Annotated in this window: 25 protein-coding genes; 23 read left to right on the top strand and 2 right to left on the bottom strand. The window is 47.6% G+C overall.

What is annotated here, in order from left to right; translation table 11 throughout:
- Nucleotides 1-79 precede the first annotated feature (79 nt).
- From cmk to spoIVA, 10 genes are all read left to right on the top strand, one after another.
- On the top strand, nt 80-787 hold the full coding sequence (gene cmk / locus HPL003_RS22675) for a (d)CMP kinase (RefSeq protein ID WP_014282116.1): 708 nt from the start codon (nt 80-82) through the stop codon (nt 785-787).
- On the top strand, nt 784-1,377 hold the full coding sequence (locus HPL003_RS22670) for a lysophospholipid acyltransferase family protein (RefSeq protein WP_014282115.1): 594 nt from the start codon (nt 784-786) through the stop codon (nt 1,375-1,377). Before cmk ends, HPL003_RS22670 begins: the two co-directional genes overlap by 4 nt.
- Nucleotides 1,378-1,496: 119 nt before the next feature.
- Complete coding sequence (gene rpsA / locus HPL003_RS22665; protein ID WP_014282114.1) at nt 1,497-2,723, top strand: 30S ribosomal protein S1; 1,227 nt, start codon at nt 1,497-1,499, stop codon at nt 2,721-2,723.
- 144 nt (nt 2,724-2,867) lie between these two features.
- On the top strand, nt 2,868-4,190 hold the full coding sequence (gene der, locus HPL003_RS22660; RefSeq protein ID WP_014282113.1) for a ribosome biogenesis GTPase Der: 1,323 nt from the start codon (nt 2,868-2,870) through the stop codon (nt 4,188-4,190).
- Between the two features lie 11 nt (nt 4,191-4,201).
- The gene (gene plsY / locus HPL003_RS22655; RefSeq protein ID WP_014282112.1) at nt 4,202-4,810 is read left to right on the top strand and encodes a glycerol-3-phosphate 1-O-acyltransferase PlsY; all 609 of its coding nucleotides are present in this window, start codon (nt 4,202-4,204) and stop codon (nt 4,808-4,810) included.
- Nucleotides 4,803-5,843 (top strand): NAD(P)H-dependent glycerol-3-phosphate dehydrogenase, encoded by a 1,041-nt coding sequence (locus tag HPL003_RS22650; RefSeq protein ID WP_014282111.1) that lies wholly within the window; start codon nt 4,803-4,805, stop codon nt 5,841-5,843. The genes plsY and HPL003_RS22650 overlap by 8 nt, the downstream gene beginning before the upstream one ends.
- 170 nt (nt 5,844-6,013) lie before the next feature.
- The gene (locus HPL003_RS22645) at nt 6,014-6,289 is read left to right on the top strand and encodes a stage VI sporulation protein F (RefSeq protein ID WP_014282110.1); all 276 of its coding nucleotides are present in this window, start codon (nt 6,014-6,016) and stop codon (nt 6,287-6,289) included.
- Between the two features lie 186 nt (nt 6,290-6,475).
- Nucleotides 6,476-7,102, top strand: a complete 627-nt coding sequence (locus tag HPL003_RS22640) for a hypothetical protein (protein WP_014282109.1) — start codon at nt 6,476-6,478, stop codon at nt 7,100-7,102.
- 52 nt (nt 7,103-7,154) lie between these two features.
- Entirely contained in the window at nt 7,155-7,505 is a 351-nt protein-coding gene (locus HPL003_RS22635; RefSeq protein ID WP_014282108.1) for a 2Fe-2S iron-sulfur cluster-binding protein, read from the top strand.
- Nucleotides 7,506-7,992: 487 nt separating this feature from the next.
- Nucleotides 7,993-9,471, top strand: a complete 1,479-nt coding sequence (gene spoIVA, locus HPL003_RS22630) for a stage IV sporulation protein A (protein WP_014282107.1) — start codon at nt 7,993-7,995, stop codon at nt 9,469-9,471.
- Nucleotides 9,472-9,798: 327 nt separating this feature from the next.
- On the opposite strand, the gene HPL003_RS22625 is transcribed toward spoIVA, so the two are convergent.
- On the bottom strand, nt 9,799-10,710 hold the full coding sequence (locus tag HPL003_RS22625) for an MmyB family transcriptional regulator (RefSeq protein ID WP_014282106.1): 912 nt from the start codon (nt 10,708-10,710) through the stop codon (nt 9,799-9,801).
- A 135-nt stretch (nt 10,711-10,845) separates the two neighbouring features.
- On the opposite strand from HPL003_RS22625, the gene HPL003_RS22620 reads away from it, so the two are divergent.
- From HPL003_RS22620 to HPL003_RS22600, 5 genes are all read left to right on the top strand, one after another.
- A complete protein-coding gene (locus HPL003_RS22620) occupies nt 10,846-11,778 on the top strand; it encodes a zinc-binding dehydrogenase (RefSeq protein WP_014282105.1) in 933 nt (310 codons plus the stop codon).
- 394 nt (nt 11,779-12,172) lie between these two features.
- Nucleotides 12,173-13,276: a sugar ABC transporter substrate-binding protein gene (locus HPL003_RS22615; RefSeq protein ID WP_014282104.1), complete on the top strand. Its 1,104-nt coding sequence runs from the start codon at nt 12,173-12,175 to the stop codon at nt 13,274-13,276.
- 67 nt (nt 13,277-13,343) lie between these two features.
- Nucleotides 13,344-14,861 carry a sugar ABC transporter ATP-binding protein gene (locus HPL003_RS22610; protein WP_014282103.1) on the top strand — a complete coding sequence of 506 codons (1,518 nt, stop codon included), beginning with the start codon at nt 13,344-13,346 and terminating at the stop codon, nt 14,859-14,861.
- Complete coding sequence (locus HPL003_RS22605) at nt 14,858-15,844, top strand: ABC transporter permease (protein ID WP_014282102.1); 987 nt, start codon at nt 14,858-14,860, stop codon at nt 15,842-15,844. The genes HPL003_RS22610 and HPL003_RS22605 overlap by 4 nt, the downstream gene beginning before the upstream one ends.
- Before the next feature lie 257 nt (nt 15,845-16,101).
- Entirely contained in the window at nt 16,102-16,374 is a 273-nt protein-coding gene (locus HPL003_RS22600) for an HU family DNA-binding protein (RefSeq protein WP_014282101.1), read from the top strand.
- A gap of 70 nt (nt 16,375-16,444) precedes the next feature.
- On the opposite strand, the gene HPL003_RS29315 is transcribed toward HPL003_RS22600, so the two are convergent.
- On the bottom strand, nt 16,445-16,618 hold the full coding sequence (locus HPL003_RS29315; protein WP_014282100.1) for a hypothetical protein: 174 nt from the start codon (nt 16,616-16,618) through the stop codon (nt 16,445-16,447).
- 157 nt (nt 16,619-16,775) lie between these two features.
- Between HPL003_RS29315 and mtrB the strand changes: the two genes are divergently transcribed.
- The 8 genes from mtrB to HPL003_RS22560 all read left to right on the top strand — a co-directional run bounded on the left by mtrB (nt 16,776) and on the right by HPL003_RS22560 (nt 22,699).
- Nucleotides 16,776-17,006 carry a trp RNA-binding attenuation protein MtrB gene (gene mtrB, locus HPL003_RS22595; RefSeq protein ID WP_013310730.1) on the top strand — a complete coding sequence of 77 codons (231 nt, stop codon included), beginning with the start codon at nt 16,776-16,778 and terminating at the stop codon, nt 17,004-17,006.
- Nucleotides 17,007-17,102: 96 nt separating this feature from the next.
- A complete protein-coding gene (locus HPL003_RS22590; RefSeq protein WP_014282099.1) occupies nt 17,103-17,654 on the top strand; it encodes a hypothetical protein in 552 nt (183 codons plus the stop codon).
- 116 nt (nt 17,655-17,770) lie between these two features.
- A complete protein-coding gene (locus HPL003_RS22585; protein ID WP_014282098.1) occupies nt 17,771-18,640 on the top strand; it encodes a heptaprenyl diphosphate synthase component 1 in 870 nt (289 codons plus the stop codon).
- A 9-nt stretch (nt 18,641-18,649) separates the two neighbouring features.
- Nucleotides 18,650-19,378 carry a demethylmenaquinone methyltransferase gene (locus HPL003_RS22580; protein ID WP_014282097.1) on the top strand — a complete coding sequence of 243 codons (729 nt, stop codon included), beginning with the start codon at nt 18,650-18,652 and terminating at the stop codon, nt 19,376-19,378.
- Entirely contained in the window at nt 19,371-20,240 is an 870-nt protein-coding gene (locus HPL003_RS22575; protein WP_014282096.1) for a UbiA-like polyprenyltransferase, read from the top strand. The genes HPL003_RS22580 and HPL003_RS22575 overlap by 8 nt, the downstream gene beginning before the upstream one ends.
- 2 nt (nt 20,241-20,242) lie before the next feature.
- The gene (locus HPL003_RS22570; RefSeq protein ID WP_014282095.1) at nt 20,243-20,905 is read left to right on the top strand and encodes a UbiX family flavin prenyltransferase; all 663 of its coding nucleotides are present in this window, start codon (nt 20,243-20,245) and stop codon (nt 20,903-20,905) included.
- Nucleotides 20,862-21,728, top strand: a complete 867-nt coding sequence (locus HPL003_RS22565) for a menaquinone biosynthesis protein (protein WP_014282094.1) — start codon at nt 20,862-20,864, stop codon at nt 21,726-21,728. Before HPL003_RS22570 ends, HPL003_RS22565 begins: the two co-directional genes overlap by 44 nt.
- Nucleotides 21,725-22,699 carry a polyprenyl synthetase family protein gene (locus HPL003_RS22560; RefSeq protein WP_014282093.1) on the top strand — a complete coding sequence of 325 codons (975 nt, stop codon included), beginning with the start codon at nt 21,725-21,727 and terminating at the stop codon, nt 22,697-22,699. The genes HPL003_RS22565 and HPL003_RS22560 overlap by 4 nt, the downstream gene beginning before the upstream one ends.
- Nucleotides 22,700-22,779: the final 80 nt, after the last annotated feature.

Raw genomic sequence — 22,779 nt, 5'->3', positions numbered from 1 at the left:
CTCTGAATGTGTGGTATAATTTTCACGTCGCAGGCAATGCCTGCTTTTTTCTTGAGGTTAGGTTAGGAGGAATTACCCGTTGGCAAGGCAACATGTATCTTCAAGTAATAAAATAAATGTAGCCATTGATGGACCTGCTGGTGCAGGGAAAAGTACGGTGGCCCGCTTGGTAGCGAAAGCACTTTCTTATGTTTATGTAGATACCGGAGCGATGTACCGGGCAGCAACGTGGTACATGATGCGCAAGGAAATTCCGGCGGAAAATGTACAAAAAGTGCTTCAATATGTGCCTGAGCTGGTGATTGAATTAGTACCGGACCCTACAGGCCAAAAGGTTTATTGTAACGGGGAAGATGTAACGACAGTGATTCGTTCGATGGAAGTGACAGGCAAGGTGTCACAGTATTCGAGTATTGCGGGGTTACGTTCGCGTTTGACTGAAAACCAGCGTGAAATGGCCGCGCGTAAAGGTGTCGTTATGGATGGTCGCGATATTGGAACCACTGTGCTTCCTGATGCGGAAGTCAAGGTGTTTATGACCGCAAGTGTTCAGGAACGTGCCTCTCGCCGGTTTAAAGAACTAAGCGGAACTGATGATATCACTCTGGGGCAGCTGGAACGCGACATTGCGGCGCGTGACAAGCTTGATGAGGAGAGGGAGGTATCCCCGCTTCGTTGCAGTGACGATGCTATCGTGCTGGATACGACCCATATGGGCATTCAGGATGTCGTCGATACTATTGTATCTTACTGCACCACGGCGAAGGATGGAGAGATCAGCCAATGATATATGCTGTATGCGTCCGTATTTTGCGTCTCATATACCGCTTTCTGTTCAGACTTGAGGCGGTAGGCAGGGAAAATGTTCCTGCTGAGGGCGGAGTACTGTTGTGTTCTAATCATATTAGTAATCTGGACCCTCCGACAGTTGGCATTTTGCTGGATCGAAAGGTTCACTTTATGGCGAAAGCCGAGCTATTTAACACTCCTGTACTTGGTCCGTTGATTGACAAGCTGGGAGCTTTTCCGGTCAAACGCGGTGGTGTGAGCAAGGAATCCATTAAGCTGGCTTTGACCATTTTGCGTGACGGCAAGGTTATGGGGATCTTTCCCGAAGGCTCCAGAGGAGCCGGGGGAATCGGTAAAAAGGGTGCTGCCAGCTTTGCGCTGCGTAGTGGAGCGGCTGCCGTTCCGGTCGCCATTGTTGGTGATTACAAGCTTTTCCGTAAAACGAAAGTGATATACGGCAAACCTGTTAATTTGGATGCTTACCAAAAAGGCGCCGTTATCGAAGGAGATCCGCTTGAGCTGGCAACAGAAGAGATTATGTCTCGTATTCGTACAATGCGAAAAACCGGCGAGCCTACGAATAACTGAAAGGCTTGCATGAATTGTGTTTAATCTCGGAAAACTAGAACAGAAGTTTAACAGTGTTTTGAACTCTGCCATGCGCAGGTTTAAATAAATGGTTTTTTTGAATTGAGGAGGGTATTGACATGTCGGAAGAAATTAAAAATCAAGAAGCTGCTGAAGCGGCAAATCAAGACGAGCTCGATCAAATCGTCTCCCTGAAAAAAGGTGACACCGTTAAAGGTACAATCGTGAAATTGGAAGATAACCAAGCGGTAGTAAGCATTGGATATAAATACGATGGAATTATTCCAATTCGCGAGTTGTCTTCTGGTTTGGACAACGCAGAAGAAGCAGTACAAGTAGGCCAAGAGGTTGAAGCTAGAATTATCAGCATCGACGACGGCAAAGAAAAACTTGTCCTGTCCAAACGTGCAATCGACAGCGAAAATGCTTGGGAAAAGCTGGAGCAGCTGTTTGAAAGCAAAGAAGTATTTGAAGTGGTTGTTAATGATGTCGTTAAAGGCGGCATCGTTGTAGACGTGGGTCTGCGCGGATTTATCCCTGCATCCATGGTAGAACGCCATTTCGTTGAAGATTTCAGCGATTATAAAGGCCGCACATTGCGTGTTGTCGTGAAAGAGCTGGATCGTGAGAACAACAAAGTAATCCTTTCTCAAAAAGACGTTCTGGAAGCAGAATTCGAAGCCAACAAGCTTAAAGTAATGGCTGAGCTGAAAGAAGGACAAGAAATCGTGGGTACAGTTCAACGTCTCACTCAATTCGGTGCTTTCGTTGACGTAGGCGGCGTGGATGGTTTGGTTCACGTATCTGAAATTGCCTGGACTCATGTTGACAAGCCTTCTGATGCGGTTTCTGAAGGACAACAAGTAAAAGTGAAAGTCCTGAAAGTGGACCCTGAAAAAGGAAAAATCAGCCTGAGCATGAAAGCTGCACAGCCTGGTCCTTGGGAATCTGCTGCTGGACAATTTAACAACGGTGACGTTGTAACAGGCGTAGTTAAACGTCTGGTTAACTTCGGTGCATTCGTTGAAATTGCTTCTGGCGTGGAAGGTTTGGTTCATATCTCCCAAATTTCCCACAAACACATCGGAACTCCACAAGAAGTTCTGGAAGAAGGACAAGAAGTTAAGGTTAAAATTCTTGAAATGAATCCTACTGAAAAACGTGTTAGCCTGAGCATTAAAGAAACTGAGGAAGCTCCAGAAGCTGCTCCAAGAGCAGAAAGAGCACCACGTGCATCCCGCGCGCCTCGTGAGGAACTGAACAATCCGAACGTTTCTTTGAACAATTCGGGTCTGAGCATTACGCTTGGCGAACGTTTTGGCGATAAACTGAACAAATTTAAATGAATTTGAATCAATACACTTTATAAGCATAACGTACACCATCGGCGGACCCAGAGGGTTCGCCGATTGTTGTTACGTGACAATATCGCTAACAGGCATGTTTTTTGCTATGATGAGAGCGGAAGAATTGACAGGAGGAGTGAATTTATGGCAAGACCCGTTGTGGCTATTGTCGGTCGTCCGAATGTGGGTAAATCCACCATTTTTAATCGGATTATCGGGGATCGTTTGTCCATAGTGGAAGATAAGCCTGGAATCACCCGTGACCGTATTTATGGTATATCGGAGTGGAACGGTAAATCCTTCAGTATTATTGATACTGGCGGCATTGAGATTGATGGAGAAGATGAAATCTTGAAATCCATCCGGATGCAAGCCGAACTAGCTATAGAAGAAGCAGATGTTATTGTTTTCATGAGTGATGCGAAGGCAGGGATTACGCAATCTGATGAAGAGGTAGCCCAAATGCTGTATCGTTCGGGCAAACCTGTTATTGTGGCTGTAAACAAGGTGGACAATCTGGAACGTGCGGATCTGATTTATGAGTTTTATTCTTATGGATTCGGCGACCCTATTGCCATTTCCGGTAGCCACGGTATAGGTCTTGGTGACCTGTTGGATGCGATTACGTCCAATTTGCCTGAGCTGGAAGAGGACATTTATGATGAAGATGTGATCCGTGTTGCCTTGATCGGTCGCCCGAACGTAGGTAAATCCTCGCTCGTTAACGCCATTCTGGGAGAGGAACGGGTTATTGTTAGTGACATTGCAGGTACAACACGTGATGCAATTGATACGCCTTTTGAAAAAGACGGTCAGAAGTATGTACTGATTGATACGGCGGGTATGCGTAAACGTGGTAAAGTATATGAGACGACAGAAAAATATAGTGTGATGCGTGCAATGCGTGCTATTGAGCGTGCAGATGTCGTACTGGTCGTTATTAACGGCGAGGAAGGTATTATTGAGCAGGATAAGCACATTGCCGGTTACGCTTATGAAGCGGGTAAAGCCTCGCTGTTTGTTGTGAACAAATGGGATGTCGTGGACAAGGACGACAAAACGATGCGCCAATTTGAAACTAAAATTCGCGATCACTTTCTGTTCATGACCTATGCTCCGATTGTGTTCTTGTCTGCGAAAACAAAGCAGCGCTTGCAAAAGCTGCTCCCTGTTGTCCAGCATGTGGCCCAGCAGCATGTCTTGCGTATTCAGACGCATTTGCTGAACGATGTTATTTCCGATGCGGTTGCTATTAATCCTCCGCCAACTGACAAAGGACGCCGTCTGCGTATTAACTATGTGACTCAGGTTGCTGTTAAGCCGCCTACGATGGTTGTATTCGTCAATGATCCGGAAATGATGCACTTCTCTTACGAGCGTTATCTGGAGAACAAAATTCGCGCCGCCTTCAACTTTGAGGGAACTCCAATTCGTATCTTTACACGGCGCAAGTCTGACGAAAGTTAGGAGCGAATAGGTTGATTTTACAGATCGTTGCCATCGTACTCAGTTACTTGCTTGGCTCTGTCAGCTTCAGTCTGCTGTATGGAAAATTAAAAGGAATCGACATTCGCCAGCATGGAAGTGGCAATGCCGGCGCGACGAATACGCTGCGCGTGCTTGGAAAAGGCCCTGCCATAATGGTATTGCTGCTGGACATACTTAAAGGGATTGTTGCGGTGCTGATTGGGCACTGGCTTGGCGGAAGTTCATCCTGGTTACCGGGTTTGTGTGGCATTGCGGCGATTGCAGGCCATAACTGGCCGGTATATTTCCACTTTCGGGGAGGAAAAGGCATTGCCACCGCCATTGGTGTATTGGTCTCGATTGCAATAATTCCCGCATTGTATGCCGGAATTATTGCAATTCTCGCAATCGTAATGACGCGCTATGTCTCCCTTGGCTCGCTGATTTTTGTCATTTTGACCCCTTGGATCTTACTGGTACTTGGTTATGAATGGCCTTTCTTCTGGACGGCTCTGGTTATTTGTGTGTTTTCTGTGTGGAGACATCGCACCAACATTGCCAAGCTGGTACGGGGGAAAGAAAACAAGCTTGGCTCCAAAGGAGGAGATCGTCTTGTCTGAGAAAATAGCTGTGCTGGTCGCGGGCAGTTGGGGAACAGCTCTGGCTTCCGTCCTTGCGGCCAATAACAACAATGTCTCTGTCTGGACGAGAAACGAACAGCAAGCTGCTGAAATCAATGAGAAGCATACGAATGACCATTATTTACCCGGCTCCATCCTGTCTGAACGGATTATGGCTACAACCGATATGGAAGTTGCGGTGTCCGGTGCTAAAGCAGTCGTAATCGTTGCTCCTTCCGCTGCTGCGCGCCAGGTGGCGCGTAGTCTGAAAGCATTCTTTACCAAGGATATGCTGATTGTCCATGCCATTAAAGGCTTTGAAACGGAAACACTCAAACGTATGTCCACGGTGATTTCAGAAGAGCTGGAAGTCGCGGAGGGTGATATTGCCGTGCTGTCCGGTCCGAGCCATGCGGAAGAAGTAGTGCGGAAATGTCCTACGACGGTTGTCGTAGCCTCGTCTAATGAGAAGGCAGCACAGGCAGCACAGGAGTTGTTCATGAACTCCTATTTCCGTGTATATACGAACCGGGATCTGTTGGGTGTGGAGCTATCCGGAGCGTTGAAGAACATTATTGCTCTGGGAGCGGGGATGTCGGACGGATTAGGCTTCGGTGATAATGCAAAAGCCGCTCTGTTGACCCGTGGTTTGGCAGAGATTACCCGTGCCGGAGTAGAAATGGGAGCCAATCCGTTGACCTTTGCCGGGCTTGCGGGTATAGGCGATCTGGTCGTCACCGCAACGAGCCGTCACAGCCGTAACTGGCGTGCAGGCTCACTGCTTGGGCAGGGGCAGAAGCTTGATGATGTGCTAGAATCCATGGGTATGGTGGTAGAAGGCATTCGGACAACAAAGGCGGCCTATGCGATCTCGCAAAAACTGGGCGTTCAGATGCCTATTACGGAAGTGCTGTACGGGGTACTATTTGAAGGACGTGACGTCCGCAAGGCCGTCGAGGCGCTTATGGGGCGCGATCCGAAAACCGAAATGGAAGTCATGCCTCTGCAAACCTGGGAACAATGGCATTCATAAAGGTTTGGCTACACGTAAAAACATACAAAAGGCTGTCCCACAAGTAGATTATATCTACGGCTGAGACAGCTTTTTTAAGTTAGGCGTATGGCATGTCTTTTGTAAGCTTAATCACCTTTGGCTTCCACCATTCATACACTGAGTTGAGCAATGGCGGAGGAGGGGAGATTATGATTAAAAACTTTCCGAAAGATGCGTTGAAGGCCATTAACAAAAAAGGCGGCAAAAACATATCCGAAAATGCAGTGAAAAAGCTGGCAGGCACGGTCAAGGCGGACACGCTTCAAAGTGAAGCTCAGTTGCGTCAGCTTATAAAGCAGGTATCTGCGATGGCCAACATTCCGGTGTCGGAAGATACAGTAAGGGATATTGTCAGCGCCGTCAAAAAGAGCGGAATGAATTCTTCCAACATGGAAGCGTTGATGAAAATGATGATGAAAAAATAAAAATTGCGGCCGTTACCGGCTGGTTTCGTTCTCCGTGAACCAGACAGGTTCACGGTTTTTTTTATATATTCCAGCAGATTCTCGTCTGCTCTCTTATGCATAAAATGTCGAACTGGCATACATAACATGTTATAATGGTGCCCAACAAGAAACGGGATGATGGATTGAAAGGGAGGAAACAATGTGATGGAGGCTATACCTTCGGTGCGATTGAACAAGCTGCCTCACGAGTTGACGGCTGCGTTGGGCAGCTTGGCGGACGGCTGGGCATCTGTTGCTGTTCCGTGGATGCTGGGAGGAAGCTGTTCGCTGCTTGTGCAGGGGGTTGAGCTGGACCGACTGCCCCGAGATATTGATATTTACGCAGATATTCACGCAGCGAAGCAGCTCCATGCGAAAGCACCAGGTATAATGATCGATCGACAGCAGGTAGATCGTAGTGGTTCGTACGTTTCATTATTGAGCCACTATGAGCTGGAGGGATTTCCAGTTGAGCTTGTGGGTGGTTTCGAGGTGCTGTGTGATGGAGCTTTATATCGTTTGGAGGTCGAGCGGCTGCTATGGGCGGCCGGATTCCGGCTTGACCTGGGGCGCTCTTCACTGCGTCTGATGCCTCTCAGTCATGAGTTACTATTTAATCTATTACGAAATCGACCTGACCGATATGAGGCGATTGCAGACGCCATAAACCGTGATCCGCAGCGACATATAGCGGTACTGAACCAACTGCTGATCAGCAACATTTGGACAGATGAGCAACTGGCTAAGCTGCAAGAGCTTTTGCCTTGGCCCGAGTTGCATTCCAGAAGCTGAATAAGGCTGTAATTGGCAGGTTTGTGGTTGCTAAAAGAATGGAGGGCCGTTCATGGATGTGCATATTACGTTTAAGCCATCAGGCAGGCGCGTACAGGTCGGTCAAGGCACGACATTGCTCCAGGCGGCACGTAAAGCGAACGTGTATATTCCAACCCGTTGTGATGGAAAAGCGGCCTGTCTCATGTGCAAGGTGCATATTTCACAGGAATGGGCTGTACACGCAGGCCAGCCAAGTGATGCAGAGCGCCGCAAGCTGGGACCTCTGCTGGATGAAGGTATCCGCTTGTCTTGTCAGGCTCGTGCCAAGAGCGATGTTGAAGTGACGATACCGGAGGATAAGCTCAAGGCGGCTGTTCGGCGACAGCTTGAGCGTCAGGCACAGGAAGACGAACTGTGGTAAAGCTTAAACTCAAAAAGGAATAAGAAACTAAGGATGTTATCCGACGACTACGAAACTTATACCCCTAAAGTGAACGCTCAAAAAAGTGTTCTTCATGTGGGTGCGAGTTTGCTTAGGAAGTCAGAGAGACATCTTTTTTTATTATAAATCTAGCATCGAAGTCATGGGGAAACCCCGTCACGCATATATTAGGTGAGTGGACCCAAACGTAAAATATCGTTTTGCAGTGATCTCTGTGACGTACTCTATTTTTAAAAAAAACTGAACATATTTTACGGAGGGGATACATATGATGGTATCAGTCCAAATGCATGTACGAGTTTACGCCGTTTCGCCGATTCCATCAGTCTCCTGAACCTCGGCGGCGGACGACTTCCGGGCATTTTAAAGGCTGTTCTGCCGCATCTGGGATCAAGCAGTTGGTTGAACACGAAGCGGATGCTCATTAAGCATTTTTCCTTCGGAGACTTTTGAGGAGGGGATTTCAATGGAGAAAGTGGACATTTTTAAAGACATTGCCGAACGCACCGGAGGAGATATTTATCTTGGGGTCGTCGGCGCAGTCCGAACAGGTAAATCAACTTTTATCAAGCGGTTTATGGAGACGATTGTTCTGCCAAACATTACAAGTGAGGCGGACCGTGCCCGCGCCGTAGATGAGTTGCCACAAAGTGCGGCAGGGAAAACGATCATGACGACGGAGCCTAAATTCGTACCGAATAATGCCGTCCAGATCAAAGTAACGGAAGGACTGGATGTGAATGTCCGTCTGGTCGACTGTGTAGGATACGCAGTAGAGGGTGCGAAGGGCTACGAGGATGAAAATGGTCCGCGGATGATCTCCACGCCATGGTTTGAAGAACCGATTCCGTTTCAGGAAGCGGCGGAGATTGGCACGCGTAAGGTCATTCAGGAGCATTCGACGCTCGGTGTTGTAGTCACGACAGACGGCACGATTGCGGAAATCCCGCGTAGCTCTTATGTAGAGTCGGAAGAGCGAGTCATTGAGGAGTTGAAAGAGGTAGGCAAGCCGTTTGTGCTGGTCATCAATTCCACGCATCCGCGCAGCGATGAAACACTTCAACTTCGCAGTGAGTTGGCGGCCAAGTATGATATTCCTGTCATGACGCTCAGTGCGGCTACGATGACAGAAGATGATGTTACAGGCGTGCTTCGTGAAGTATTATATGAATTCCCAGTGCATGAGGTGAATGTAAACCTGCCGAGCTGGGTTATGGTGCTGAATGAAGATCACTGGCTGCGCAGCAATTATGAAAATTCCGTCCGCGATACGGTAAAAGACATCCGACGCCTGCGTGATGTAGACCGGGTGGTCGGCCAGTTTATGGACTATGAATTCATCGACAGGGCCGGTCTGAGCGGGATGAATATGGGCCAGGGTGTGGCGGAAATTGATCTGTTCGCACCGGATGAGCTGTACGATCAGATTTTGGTCGAGGTGGTTGGGGTAGAGATTCGCGGCAAGGATCATCTGCTGCAAATGATGCAGGATTTTGCCCATGCCAAGCGGGAATATGACCGTTTCGCCGAGGCGTTGGAAATGGTCAAGACGACCGGATACGGCATTGCTGCTCCGTCGCTGGCAGAGATGGCCTTGGATGAACCTCAACTGATTCGCCAAGGTACGAGGTTTGGTGTGCGCCTCAAGGCCACAGCTCCTTCTATTCACATGATTCGTGTCGATGTGGAATCGGAGTTTGCCCCGATTATCGGGACAGAGAAGCAAAGTGAGGATCTTGTGCGCTATCTGATGCAGGATTTTGAAAATGACCCGATCAAAATCTGGGAGTCGGACATATTCGGTCGCTCGCTGCATGCCATTGTCCGTGAAGGCATTCAGGGCAAGATTGCCATGATGCCGGACAATGCACGCTATAAGCTTCAGGAAACGCTAGGTCGTATTATTAATGAAGGCTCCGGTGGTCTCATTGCTATTATTCTTTAAGCGTAATCAAATGAAAAGGTGCAAGAAAAATATCGTAGAGAGCAGACTCTCTTTGCGGTTCGCAGAAAATAAAGTATTAGATTGACCTCCAAAACGAGACAGCGGCAGCCACGGACGACAAATAAAGTCCTAAGCTGCTGCTGTTTTTTTGAACTAATGTTTCTCGTTAGCGGAATGTAGTTTTTATTGCAACGATATGATTGAAAAGGTTCCATCACTCAAAAACCCCGGTGGTAATTCTCATACTTTGCCTCTTCATACGTAGCACCGCGGAAATTTGTAATAAACGATTCTTCTTCTGGATCAATCCTGTAGCAATTTGACTGACTATGGATTGACACCGTAGTTCTGACACTCGGCAGGACACCCCAAGTATTCAAATACTTTGCGTGCAGAATCGTCAACCGGCAAGAAAACTTCAATTCCAGGATACATATGGCTGCTTACAGAAAGATGAATCTGCTTGTAGCGAATGGGGATGAACTCGCCCGAGGTTTCCATTCTGGCCAAAATGATTTTCGATTGCTCAACTTCGTTGGCTGAGCCCTTTGCCTGCGTATTCCAATACTTATTAATATCGTCGTATTTCTGAAATCTTTCAATTAACTTTTTATACCAGTGGTCGTAGCGGGAATACATGTTATTTCTTTTGAAAGCTTGTATACCGTAAATGGCATGTGACTCCCACTGCTCGAACGACGCCGCATCGAAGGTAGAACGGGGACGAATGGGAATATCGGAGTTAAAATGAAAATCAGCTATATTCAGTTTGCCATTAATAAAAGAATCGAAGGGGATGTCGAATAAATGGCGAAATGGCTCATTTAACCCCTTAATATCTAAGGTATGGGTGACGATCATTGCCGGAAACGGCAAATTACTCATGATCTGTTGCGCTTGCTCCAGCGCCAGTTCCAGAGACCGTCCTTCCAATTCGTGATAGATCGGAATATACTCGGCGGCCAGGAGCAGATCGTTGCGCTCATCGGAAGTGCACTCCAGATATTCAGCAATATGGATAATGGTTTGGCGGTTAGGCACTCGATGCGAACGTCCAACCAGTAGATTTTTATACGTAGGACATGCCTCATCATTAAGCTCCTGCTGAGTAAACCGTTTCAACAGCGGGTGAGATTGATCAGCATATTCCCGTTGACGTTTCATGCGAAGAGCTTCAATCTCTCCCAATACAATTTTTAAAGTTTTATATTGAAAGTCCTTTTCCTTATGCACGGTCATCCTTTTCTCATCCCTTTTTATATTAATGAGGTGTAGTTCTACACTTGGTGCAAATGATCTCCTACAGTATACTACATTGTGAAAAAGGGGAGCTATATACAATGTGTTCTCAATTACAATCATGGAGGAGATCATATGGTTCGTGCAATTGTAACAGATCCGTTAGCTTCAGGATATTTCGCTATAAAGGAAGTTGCTGCCCCACAAACCCAGCCTTGGGAAGCGATCGTTCAAGTACAAGCCTTCTCCCTTAATCGAGGTGAAGTGGTAGATGCAAGGGATAATGGAGAGCAGATCAGGCCGGGCTGGGATTTTGCCGGAATCGTCATCGAGCAGGCCAAAAACGGAACTGGTCCGAAACAAGGAAGCCGTGTCGTTGGCCTTCTCCCGCTGGGAGCATGGGCCGAACAAGTTGCTGCCCCTACTTCATTACTGGCTGAAATTCCTGATGATATTACCTTAGCACAGGCCGCTACTTTACCGGTAGCTGGTCTGTCAGCACTCAATACGCTTAGAAAAGGAGGAATGCTGCTCGGTAAGCGAATATTGATAACTGGCTCGACTGGCGGAGTTGGGATTTTCGCACATCAGCTAGCAGCGCAATCTGGAGCTTTTACAGTAGGAATAGCCAGAACAAAGGAAAAAGCCTTACTTGTTCAAGAAGCTGGTGCTAATGAGGTTATCGTTGGAGGTACGGCGATTTCATCGGTCGATACATTTGGACCTTATCATTTAATTATCGATTCAGTAGGTGGCGATACGCTAGCTGCCTTACTGCCTCAGCTTGCACCAGAGGGGATATGTGTATCCATGGGGCATTCGTCCTCACCTTACGCAACGATTAATATCAGGGGCTTAGGTGGTAGAACCTTGTACAGCTTCTTCCTAGGAGAGGAGATAAATCGCTATTCGCCGGCAGAAGATCTAAAATTACTAGGCGAGCTTGTTTCAAAAGGCCAGTTAGTACCTAGAATTGAAGTGGAGGCATCGTGGAAGGAGATTGGAACTATCGCCCAACAACTGATAGAACGGAAGTTCTCTGGTAAAGCAGTGCTCCAAATAAATTAGATGTGAGCTTCACCATATTGAAAATGACAAGGAGATCGTATCTCCGGGCTAGCCTCGCTCGTGATGTTCACATTTAAGCATAAGGAAAGATCGATCCAGTGGTCATCCCCCTGTCAAGTAAAGAACTAAAAAGACACCTTTATGCAGCAACCGTTTCCTGATATTCAATCGGGGAACGGTTGTTTAATTTTTTCTGAAATCTATTTAGATGTAAAACGAAATATAATCTCACACCAACATCTACGTTATATTCCTATGAAATTGTCGTATTTTATCATATATGATCGTAAAATATTTTTATATTCACAAAACCTATTTACATACTTGGTTTAACGCGATATATTAAGTATCAAATTTGAATCATTTTGTTGAATGAACGAGGGGGAAACGAAACATGTATATCCAAAAAAACAAAAAGCTAGGACTAGGGGCTATGATGCTGTTGGTGCTGGTTTTGCTGGTCACTGCATGTGGCACGCCGAAAACAGAGAGCGGTGCTCAAGGGACGAGCAGTACAGGTTCGAACACAACGGATGCAAAAACAGACAGTTTAAACTTAAAAGGCAAACGAGTTGCATTAATTATGGAGTTTAACACAGGCACGTTCTCACAGCAGTATGTTCAGGGCGTGGAAGGGGAAGTTAAGAAATTTGGCGGTACGCTGACAAAGTTTGTGGCAGACAACGATAAGGCTAAAATGGCCTCCTTGCTCGATAGCGCGATTAACCAGCAGTTTGATGTCATTTTGACGGATCATGGAGATGCGTTGCTGGAAACAGGGTTGAAAAAAGCGATTTCCCGCAATATCCCGGTTATCGTCTTCGATGCTGCGGTTAACGTTCCGGGGGCTGTCGTGCTTTCACAGGATGACCAAAGCATGGCTGAGCTGACGCTGGAGCAAATGAAAAAGGATATCGGTGGCAAAGGTAACATCGTAAAAGTGTGGGTTGCCGGATTTGCACCAATGGAGCGCCGTCAGGTTGCTTATGATAAGTTTTTGAAAGCCAACCCGGGCATTAAAGAAATTGCGACTTTTGGCTCAGCTCAGAATCCAGCTTTGGACACTCAAGCCAAAATGGAAGCTGTGTTGAAACAATATCCTAAGGGTGAAATTACAGCGGTCTGGGCTGCCTGGGATGAATTTGCCAAAGGTGCAGCACGCGCCATCCAGCAAGCTGGACGTACGGAAATTAAAGTCTACGGCATTGATATGAGTGATGAGGATCTGCAAATGATTCAGGACCCGAAAAATCCTTGGGTAGCTTCGGCGGCTGTAGATCCGACAGATATCGGACGTGTACAAGTGCGCTATGCATATCAGAAGCTGCACGGGGACAACCCGGAGGAGCAAGTGGTGCTGAAGGCGGTCTATGTGCAGCGCGAAGCATTGCCGGATAAGCAAATTTCCACATCCGAGCTGTCTCAATATGTAAAGGGATGGGGCCAAAGCGAGCAAGGCTACAAGGATTGGATGAAAGAATATGAAACGGCCAAATAAACTTTAGGATAAAGCATAAGGCGCGCTTCGGCGCGCTTTTATCATAAGCAGGCGTGAGGGAGGTACCATGAGTTCACAAGTGTATACACTGGAAATGAAGAAAATCAGCAAACAGTTTGCTGGTGTGGATGCGCTGCGGTCCGTGGATTTTACGGTGCATGGCGGCGAAATTCACGCTCTGCTGGGCGCAAACGGAGCAGGTAAAAGCACGCTGATGAAAATTTTATCCGGCGCGTATCGTTCTGATCAGGGAAGTATTGTAGCAGGTGGCAAGGAGCTGAACATTGGTTCGCCGTGGGAGGCGAAGAGGGCGGGGATTCACTGTGTCTATCAGGAGGTCGATTCGGCGCTTGTGCCGCAGCTGAGCGTCGCGGAGAACATTGTACTGGACGATTTGTCTGCACCCGAAGGACGCTGGTGGGCTGCGCCGGGTTCCATGCGTAAACGCGCGCGCGAGGCGCTGGGACGGCTGGAGGCCGATATTGATGTACGGCAATACGTTTCTGAGTTGACGTTGGCAGAAAAGCAGCTTGTACTCATTGCGCGTATTTTGACACAGCAAGCAAATACAATCATTTTCGATGAGCCTACAGCGCCGCTCAGCGAAGAAGAAACGCGGCGCTTGTTCCGCACAATCCATGCGCTCAAGGCGGAGGGCGTTGCATGTATTCTTATCACCCACCGATTGCCGGAGGTCATCAAACACAGCGACCGGGTTACGGTGATGCGTGATGGGGAGCAAGTATTCACAGGTCCATCCTCTGATTTGAGTGTTGGCGACATCGTTACGCATATGCTTGGTAAAACATTTGAGGAGGAATTTCCGAAAACGGATGCTCCTATCGGTGAAACGGTGCTGGAAGCCAAGGGGCTTCACAGGGGATTACGGGTTCACGGTGTCGATTTGCAGGTCAGACGCGGGGAAATCTTGTCTATCGTAGGTTTGGTCGGTGCGGGCAAAACGGAGCTGTCCCGGCTTCTTACAGGTGCTGATAAGCCCGATAAGGGGGAACTGGTCTTTAAAGGCCGCTCCATTCGCCTGAGAGAGCCTGCGGACGCGATAGCTCAGAGGATTGTGTCCATACCTGAGGAACGGCGCAAGCAGGGTATATTAATCGAAGAGACGGTAGAACGAAACCTTAGTCTTCCGCTATTGGGTAAGTTGAGTGTACTTGGCTTTATCAGTCGTCGCAAAGAACGTACGAACGGTAACGAAGTCGTTGCTTCCCTGGGCATTAAGACGCCATCTCTGCGTCAGGACGTTAAATATTTGAGTGGCGGGAATCAGCAAAAGGTTGCGATAGGTAAATGGCTGCATTCCGGGGCAGATGTGTTTGTTTTTGACGAGCCGACCAAGGGTGTGGATATCGGGGCAAAAAGTGATATTTTCCGTATCATTGGTGAATTGGCGGCCCAGGGAAAAGCGGTCATCTATCTAACCTGTGAATTTGCTGAGGGCATCGGCATTGGTGATCGAATTGCGGTGATGTATGACGGAAAAATAATAAAGGAATTTGCGCGGGGCGAAGTGGAGCAGGAACAGCTTCTGTTGTATGCCAGCGGCGGTGAAGAGGTGCACTTATGAAGGAAAAATGGTTAAACGTTTCATTTCGTTATGGGGCTGTAGTCGTAATTATTGGTGTGCTGGCGTTTTTTTCGGCCACATTGCCCTATTTCTGGACGTATGATAATTTGATGGACATTCTTGGCTCTATTGCGATTGTGACTTTCGTCGCAATTGGTGTGACATTGTCTCTCATCGTGGACGGTTTTGATCTTTCCGTCGGTGCTACGGTGTCTTTAACCACTATTGTTTCAGCTTCGTTGATGGTCTGGTATGAACAGCCTGTTGCGGTGGTCATTATTGTGTCTCTGGTTGTCGGTGCGGTGGTGGGACTACTGAACTCATTGTTGATCGTTAAGCTTCGTATTCCCGATTTGCTGGCAACCCTTGCGATGATGTATATTGTAAGCGGGATTCATAAAACGTACGCTCAAGGCTACACCATTTATAATCATATGCAATTTCCTGATGGCAGCAAGGCGCCAGGAGAAATATCTCCTGCTTTTCTTATTTTGGGACAAGGCAAATGGCTAGGTATCCCGATTTCGGTTATTTTGCTGCTGCTAGCGGTAGCGGCGGTGCATATTTTCTTAACCTACACAAAGCATGGGCGTCAAATGTATGTGACCGGAGGGAATGAGGAAGCAGCTCGTCTGTCGGGCATACGGGTAAAAAAAGTCCGTACACTGGCCTACGTCGCTTCAGGCGTATTTGCAGCCATTGCCGGTATTTTGTATGCCTCACGAGTAGGATCGGGCCAAATCGATGCAGGATCTCCCTTGCTGATGGAGGCGGTAGCCGCGGTTTTTGTCGGCTTTTCGGTTTTTGGAGCGGGTAAACCGAATGCCATTGGTACGTTTATCGGTGCAGTTTTGATCGGGGTATTGGTAAACGGACTGACGATGATGAACGTGCAGTATTTTGCTCATGATATTGTCAAAGGAGTTGTGCTGGTGCTCGCGCTGGCCATCACTTTTTATGTGCTAAACCGTCGCCGTACTTGAAATTGTCTGTGGACTGTATTACTATAAACCTTGTTCCACGCAAGAAGGGTGCCATAAAACGCCAGTTTCGGCGATATTGTCTCTATATTGCGGAGGTTAGGTATATTCTATGTATATTTAACGGCGAAACGGAAACAGATGATAACATTATGGAAGGCATATGCCGCCCGGGTTATTTTATACAGGCGACTTTATATCGGTTCTACAACACCGATAACCTTGATGCTGGACTACACTTGAATTGGGAGGTGAATATTATGAATAAAACGGATTTGATCAATCAGGTTTCCGAAAGCACTGAATTGTCCAAAAAGGACGTAACTAAAGCCGTTGACGCTGTATTCGAAGCAATCTCCGGTGCGCTGCAAAACGGAGACAAGGTGCAACTGGTAGGTTTCGGGAACTTTGAGGTTCGTGAACGTTCTGCACGTAAAGGACGTAACCCGCAAACAGGAGAAGAAATCGAAATCCCTGCGAGCAAAATTCCGGCATTTAAACCGGGTAAAGCGCTCAAGGACGGAATTAAATAAGATTTCTTACATATTCCCATTGCGCTGGAAAGACCGTGAATTTGATTCACGGCCTTTTCTTTTTGTCCTGTTATTCCGTAGCAGATGACATGCGGGACGAAGAAGGGGAAGCGGTTCTGTCATCTTGTGAGGCTAATGCGATCAGCACCAACGGTTCACCCGTCAGCTCGGCAAATTCATGCTCCAGCTGCTGAAGCCGCTCTACTTGAGCAGGGCTTAGATTAGCGGGACGATAGTTTTTCATCCAATTCGCTCCTTTCGTTAGCAGATGGGGCTGCATAGATAGTATGGCTCAGGACGCGGCAATTGTTGCAGTTAGCGCAGAAAGCATGTGGTTGACAAAACAAGCTTGAATCTCCATCATAAAAAGTATAGCTTCGGCTCTCAGGGGGGAAATGGATATGGAAGATAACGTGACGGGTAGTAGTGAGTACGTTGTGATTAAAGCAAAAAGTAACGGATGTCAGGTTTTTGGTCTGACAAGAGGCCAGGATACACGCCTGCATCATTCAGAAAAATTGGATAAAGGTGAGGTGCTGATCGTCCAATTTACCGATCATACCTCTGCTATTAAAATTCGTGGCAAGGCCGTTGTGATGACCAAGCACGGGGTCGTGGATACAGAGGATTAAAATGCAGGCATAGCCTGCTTTTTTTTGTTGTACAATGAGAGTGAGGACCTTTACCGTAGCAAACCCATAACAGGGTAGGGGTCAGGGGAGGCTCTGATGAAACCTTGGATTGTGCTATGCGGCTCGATTCTCATAACCACCGCCGCTGCTGTACTGCTACCATCCTTACAGGCGCTGGACTCGGGAACCGCAGCTGTTCGTGAGACACAGGCGACGATATCGTCGCAGCAGCGGGTGCTGCTGACCGATGACAATCTGGTGGATACGCTGAAGGAGCTTCCTTTGACGACACCAATTGCCAGCGTAAGCTGGGAACATTCAGTCCTGACTCTGGATGTAAAGCTGTCCAAGGAAGAAACCGCCCCACTTGAAATCTATCAAAATATGGCGGAGATTGCCGCCTTTAGTTTTTATGGAACAACGAACGTACGGCAATTACTGCTTAGGGTAGTGACACAGGACAAATGGTCAGGAGAAAGGCATCTTCTGCTGGCATCGGATATACGCCGGAACGAATGGCCGATTGAAGCACTGGATCAGCTGAGAAGCCGGGAAGGTGCGGACCTGCCGGAGGAACTGAAATCCCGCTTCCGTATTACGGTAACTCCAATGTGGCAAAGCAGGTTTAACGGTGTATATACAGATTAGGTGTTTCTGGCGTTGGACCTACAGTACTTTAGTCGCGAATCATTTTAAATTGTGATATAATATAAGGCATTGCAATTATTTGAGTACACCAGAAAGTCATGGCTCGGAGGCGTAGGATGAAACCGTATCGCGTACCCCAATTAGCAAGGAAATATGTGGAATACGACATGATTCAACAACATACGGAAATGCCGGCTTTTCCTGACAGTCGTACCCGCCTGTTGTTTATGTTTTTGAACCGGAATGCGCAGGAGCTACATGCCAGCGAGGAAGAATTATACGCATTGGTCACCTCGCTTTTGCAGATGGGGCTGGATACGCATGATATGATCGATACTTTATCCGGTATACGAAGTCCGGAGGAGATGCGTTCCAGACAGTTGAAAGTGTTGGCTGGGGACTATTTTAGCAGCCGCTTTTATCAGCTGCTTGCACTGGCAGGCCACATCACGACCATTTCGAAGCTGAGTGATGCTGTATGTGAAGTAAACGCTGGTAAAATGAGCCTGTATTGGGAGATGAAGCATCTCCGTCTGAATGCTGCACAGTATTTAACTCAGATGGTTCATTTTAAAAAGGAGCTTTTTCTATCCTTTACTTCCCTTGTGGCAGAGCAGGATCGGGAAGTCTGGGAGCAGCTTCTCAACGAATTTGCCCTCTGTGATACGCTGGCAGAGGAGTGGCATAAGCGTACAGAATCGGACAAGTCCCGTTTCGGATATATGTTCTGGCATGTTTATAGTAATGGTGACCAGAATGAACGGGAGCTGCTGTCTGAGAGTGGTTCAGACACTGATGTATGGCACAAGCTTGTTCTGAAGTACAAAGCCGAGAACGCGATACTGAACAAGCTCCAGACAACTGTTACACACATCCGGCAGATCCTGTCAGATGATCAAAATACGGGGATCGAGGAATTCGAACGCATGCTGGAGCCTTTCCTGAAGCTGCTGAATAGTCCACACCCGGTTGTGAGGGAAGGTTAGGTGAACGTCATGGGATCAAGCGACACCAAGCCGAAAGAGCAATTCGTTCATGGCGTGTTTGAGAGCATCGCAGGTAAATACGACTTGATGAACGATATACTGAGCTTTCGCAGACATAAGGCTTGGCGTAAATATACGATGGAAAAAATGAACATGCACCACGGGGATACAGCAATCGACCTTTGCTGTGGTACGTGTGACTGGACGCTCGCGATGGCGCGTGCAAGTGAAAGTGGTCACATCTTAGGGCTGGATTTTAGCCAGAACATGCTGAATGTAGGCGAGCGTAAAATTGTATCAGAGGCACGTGAAAAGCAGATCAAGCTTGTTCAGGGCAATGCGATGGAGCTGCCTTTTGAAGACAATTCTTTTGACTACGCAACGATTGGCTTTGGTCTGCGTAATGTGCCTGATTTGCGCCGTGTATTACAGGAAATGCAGCGTGTCGTCAAACCTGGCGGGCAGGTCGTATGTCTGGAACTATCCAAGCCTACATGGCAGCCGTTCAAGGGAATTTACTATGCATACTTTAAACACATCTTGCCCATGCTCGGCAAATTGTTCGCCAAACGTTATGAGCAATACAAATGGCTCCCTGATTCGTTGGCGCTTTTTCCGGGAAGGGATGAGCTGGCTGGCATCTTCCGTGAAGTTGGATTAAAGGATGTACAGGCTCATTCTCTCACTGGAGGCATTGCGGCATTGCATATTGGAATCAAGGAGAGTCAGCATGTTTAAGAAAATTGCTATTTTTTTGGAAATGATTAAAATTGAACATACGTTATTTGCGCTCCCATTTGCATTTATGGGGGCTGTATTGGGGTCAGTTGTCGTGACAGGCACACTTCCATCGTGGTCACAGATCGGATGGATCTTACTGGCTATGGTTGGCGCACGAAGCGCGGCTTTCGGCTTCAATCGTATGATCGACCGTGTTATTGATGCGAAAAATCCGCGTACGGCAGGACGTGCCATCCCGGCGGGGTTGCTCAAGTCGAGCGAAGTGGTCATTTTTATTATTGTCAGTTTGGTGCTGTTGTTCTGGGCATCATTCAAGCTAAGTCCGCTGGCGTTCAAGCTGTTCCCACTGGCCTTTTTTATGCTTGTTTTTTACTCTTACACCAAGCGTTTTACCTGGCTTTGCCATTTCGTACTTGGTCTGACCATTGGATTGGCACCGCTGGGCGCGTGGGTTGCAGTGACGGGGCAAATAGATTTAACTGCTATTGTATTATATCTCACGATTGCATTTTGGACGGCTGGATTTGATATTATTTATGCTTGTCAAGATATTGATTTTGACCAGAATGAGGGCGTTTATTCCATTCCTGCCCGCTTTGGTGTAGCAGGTGCACTCAACATCGCCCGGGCATTCCATGTCATTACAGCGCTCGGATTTATTGTGTTATTCTTTATTACAGATTTAAGCTGGTGGTATCTGGCGGGTATGATTATTTCGTACATTATCTTATTCTATGAGCACTATATCGTATCTCCGAAGGACCTGAGTCGTGTGCAGATGGCGTTCTTTACGATGAACGGTGTACTAAGCACGGTCGTATTTGCTTTTACACTGGTTGATTTGGTGGTGCGTCAATAATTATGAATCATAATCAGGTGAGCAACCATCAAGGCAAACGAATCGTTATTGGCATTACAGGCGCGAGCGGAAGCATTTATGGGATACGGCTGGTAGAGACACTGCTGGATTTGCAATACACAGTTCACCTGATTGTTTCCAACGCTGGCTGGCGGGTACTCAAAGAGGAATTAGGATGGAACGTGACTGACCGGGAAGGGGCTCTGAATGACAAATTCGGAGGCCGTCCCGGTTCTCTTGTATACCATCCATTCACGGATATTGGAGCTTCGATTGCGAGCGGCTCTTATCTGGTGGACGCGATGGTTATCATGCCTTGCTCGATGGGAACATTGTCCGCAGTGGCGCATGGCTCGTCCGATAATCTCATGGCGCGTGCAGCAGACGTGATGTTGAAGGAAGGCCGTCCGCTAATTCTAGTGCCGCGTGAGACGCCGCTGCATGCCATCCATTTGGAAAATATGCTTAAGCTTGCAAGGCTCGGGGTCAAAATGATTCCTGCTATGCCGGCTTTTTACTTTCATCCGAAAACGCTGGATGATATCGTAATGTTCCTCGTAGGCAAAGTATTGGACAGCTTGCGAATCGAACATCAACTGTTTACGAGATGGGGGGATTCCGATGCCGACACCGGACACCAAGACAATCACAATCGGAAAAATTAAATATACCAATGCTTGGCCCATTTTTCATTATTTTAATCCTTCACAGCTCCTCCATCCGGCGGAGCTGATTTCTAGAGTCCCGGCTGAATTGAACCGCAGTATGCTGAAAGGAAATCTGGATATCAGCGCGATGTCTTCCTTTGCCTATGCATCCGGTGCCGAGGATATGCTGCTGTTGCCAGATCTGTCTGTCAGCGCAGACGGTCCTGTGCAATCCATTTTGCTGTTCTCACGCCAGCCGCTGGATGAAATTAAAAACGGAACAATTGCGTTGACGAATACGTCTGCTACATCCGTGAATTTATTGAAAATTTTGATGCAGAAGGCGTGGGAAGGCCAACCTTCCTATTTCGACTGCGAGCCGGATTTGGATCTGATGCTGGAGCAGGCGGATGCGGGGCTGTTGATTGGAGATCACGCGATCAAGGCATCCTGGCGGCGTGATGGTCTGTACGTTACGGACCTCGGAGAAGAGTGGAAACGCTGGACGGGGTACAGTATGACCTTTGCCGTATGGGCAGTACGCCGTGTTTTTGCTACACAGAATCCTGATGCGGTGACTGAAGTAGCGAATGCATTTCGTGCAAGCAAGCAGCGCAGCCTGTCTGATCTGACGTCTGTTATTTCCGAAGCCCGCAAGGAAATTGGAGGCTTGCGGGATTATTGGGAGCGCTACTTTACTAATCTGTGTTATGATTTTGGAGAGAAGGAACAAAAGGGTTTAGAGCTTTATTTTCAGTATGCGCATGAACTGGGGCTGCTTGACCGACGAGTGAAGCCGCTTCTCTGGAGTGACAATACGCTGACACGGGTGAAAGAATGAAACGATTGGATTTGTTCGGTTTATTAAAGAAGGATATGAACTTCATAGAAGAAGAGCTGTACCGCAGCATCGACAGCACGGAGCCGTTGATTAATGATACGTCGCTTCATCTGCTCAAAGCGGGAGGCAAGCGTTTGCGGCCGGTATTTGTACTGCTGGGAGGCAAGTTTGGGGAATATGATCTGGACAAGCTCAAACGCATAGCGGTACCGCTGGAACTCATTCATTCTGCTTCCCTTGTTCACGATGATGTGATTGACGATGCGGAGATGAGGCGCGGCCAGCCAACTGTGAAGTCCAAATGGGACAATAGGGTGGCTATGTACACCGGAGACTACATATATGCGCGTGCGCTTTCGATAGTCGCGGGACTGCCGAATCCGGACATTCATCGGGTGCTGTCCAAGGCGCTGGTGCAAATGTCTATCGGTGAAATGGAACAAATCCGCGATTTTTTTAATGTGGATCAGAGTGTACGTAATTATTTGCTTCGTATACGTCGCAAAACGGCATTGTTGATTGCGGTCAGCTGCCAATTGGGAGCTATGGCTACAGGTGCGAAGGAAAGAGTAAATTCTCTATTGTATACCTATGGCTATAATGTAGGTATGGCCTTTCAAATTCAGGATGATTTGCTTGATCTGTGTGGCACGGAAAAAAAGCTTGGCAAGCCTCCAGGCAGTGATATGAGGCAGGGGAATATTACGCTTCCGGTTATTTATGCGCTTGGACAGCCTGAGCTGCGTGACGATCTATTGGCTGAAATCGGTCGTATTCAGGCTGGGGACGGGCAGGGAGATGCTCGCAAAGCGGTGGATATGATTAAAAAAAGTGAAGGAATCGCTAAAGCAGAAATTCTCGCCGACCGATATATTAAAAAAGCGCTACTCGCGCTGGACTTACTTCCAGATGTCAAAACGAAAAAGACGCTGCGCGATATTGCTCATTTTGTTACCCGCCGCTCCTACTAAAGTTGTGTTTTGGGTTTTCTGTGACAAAATACTTTAACCGTTTCCAAGCTTTCTGTTACAATACAGATTAGTACTGTATA

The organism is Paenibacillus terrae HPL-003 (assembly GCF_000235585.1).
GTDB classification, from domain to species: Bacteria; Bacillota; Bacilli; order Paenibacillales; family Paenibacillaceae; genus Paenibacillus; species Paenibacillus terrae_B.
Note: the sequence above shows the minus strand (reverse complement) of the source record. Positions and strands in the feature narration are given on the sequence as shown.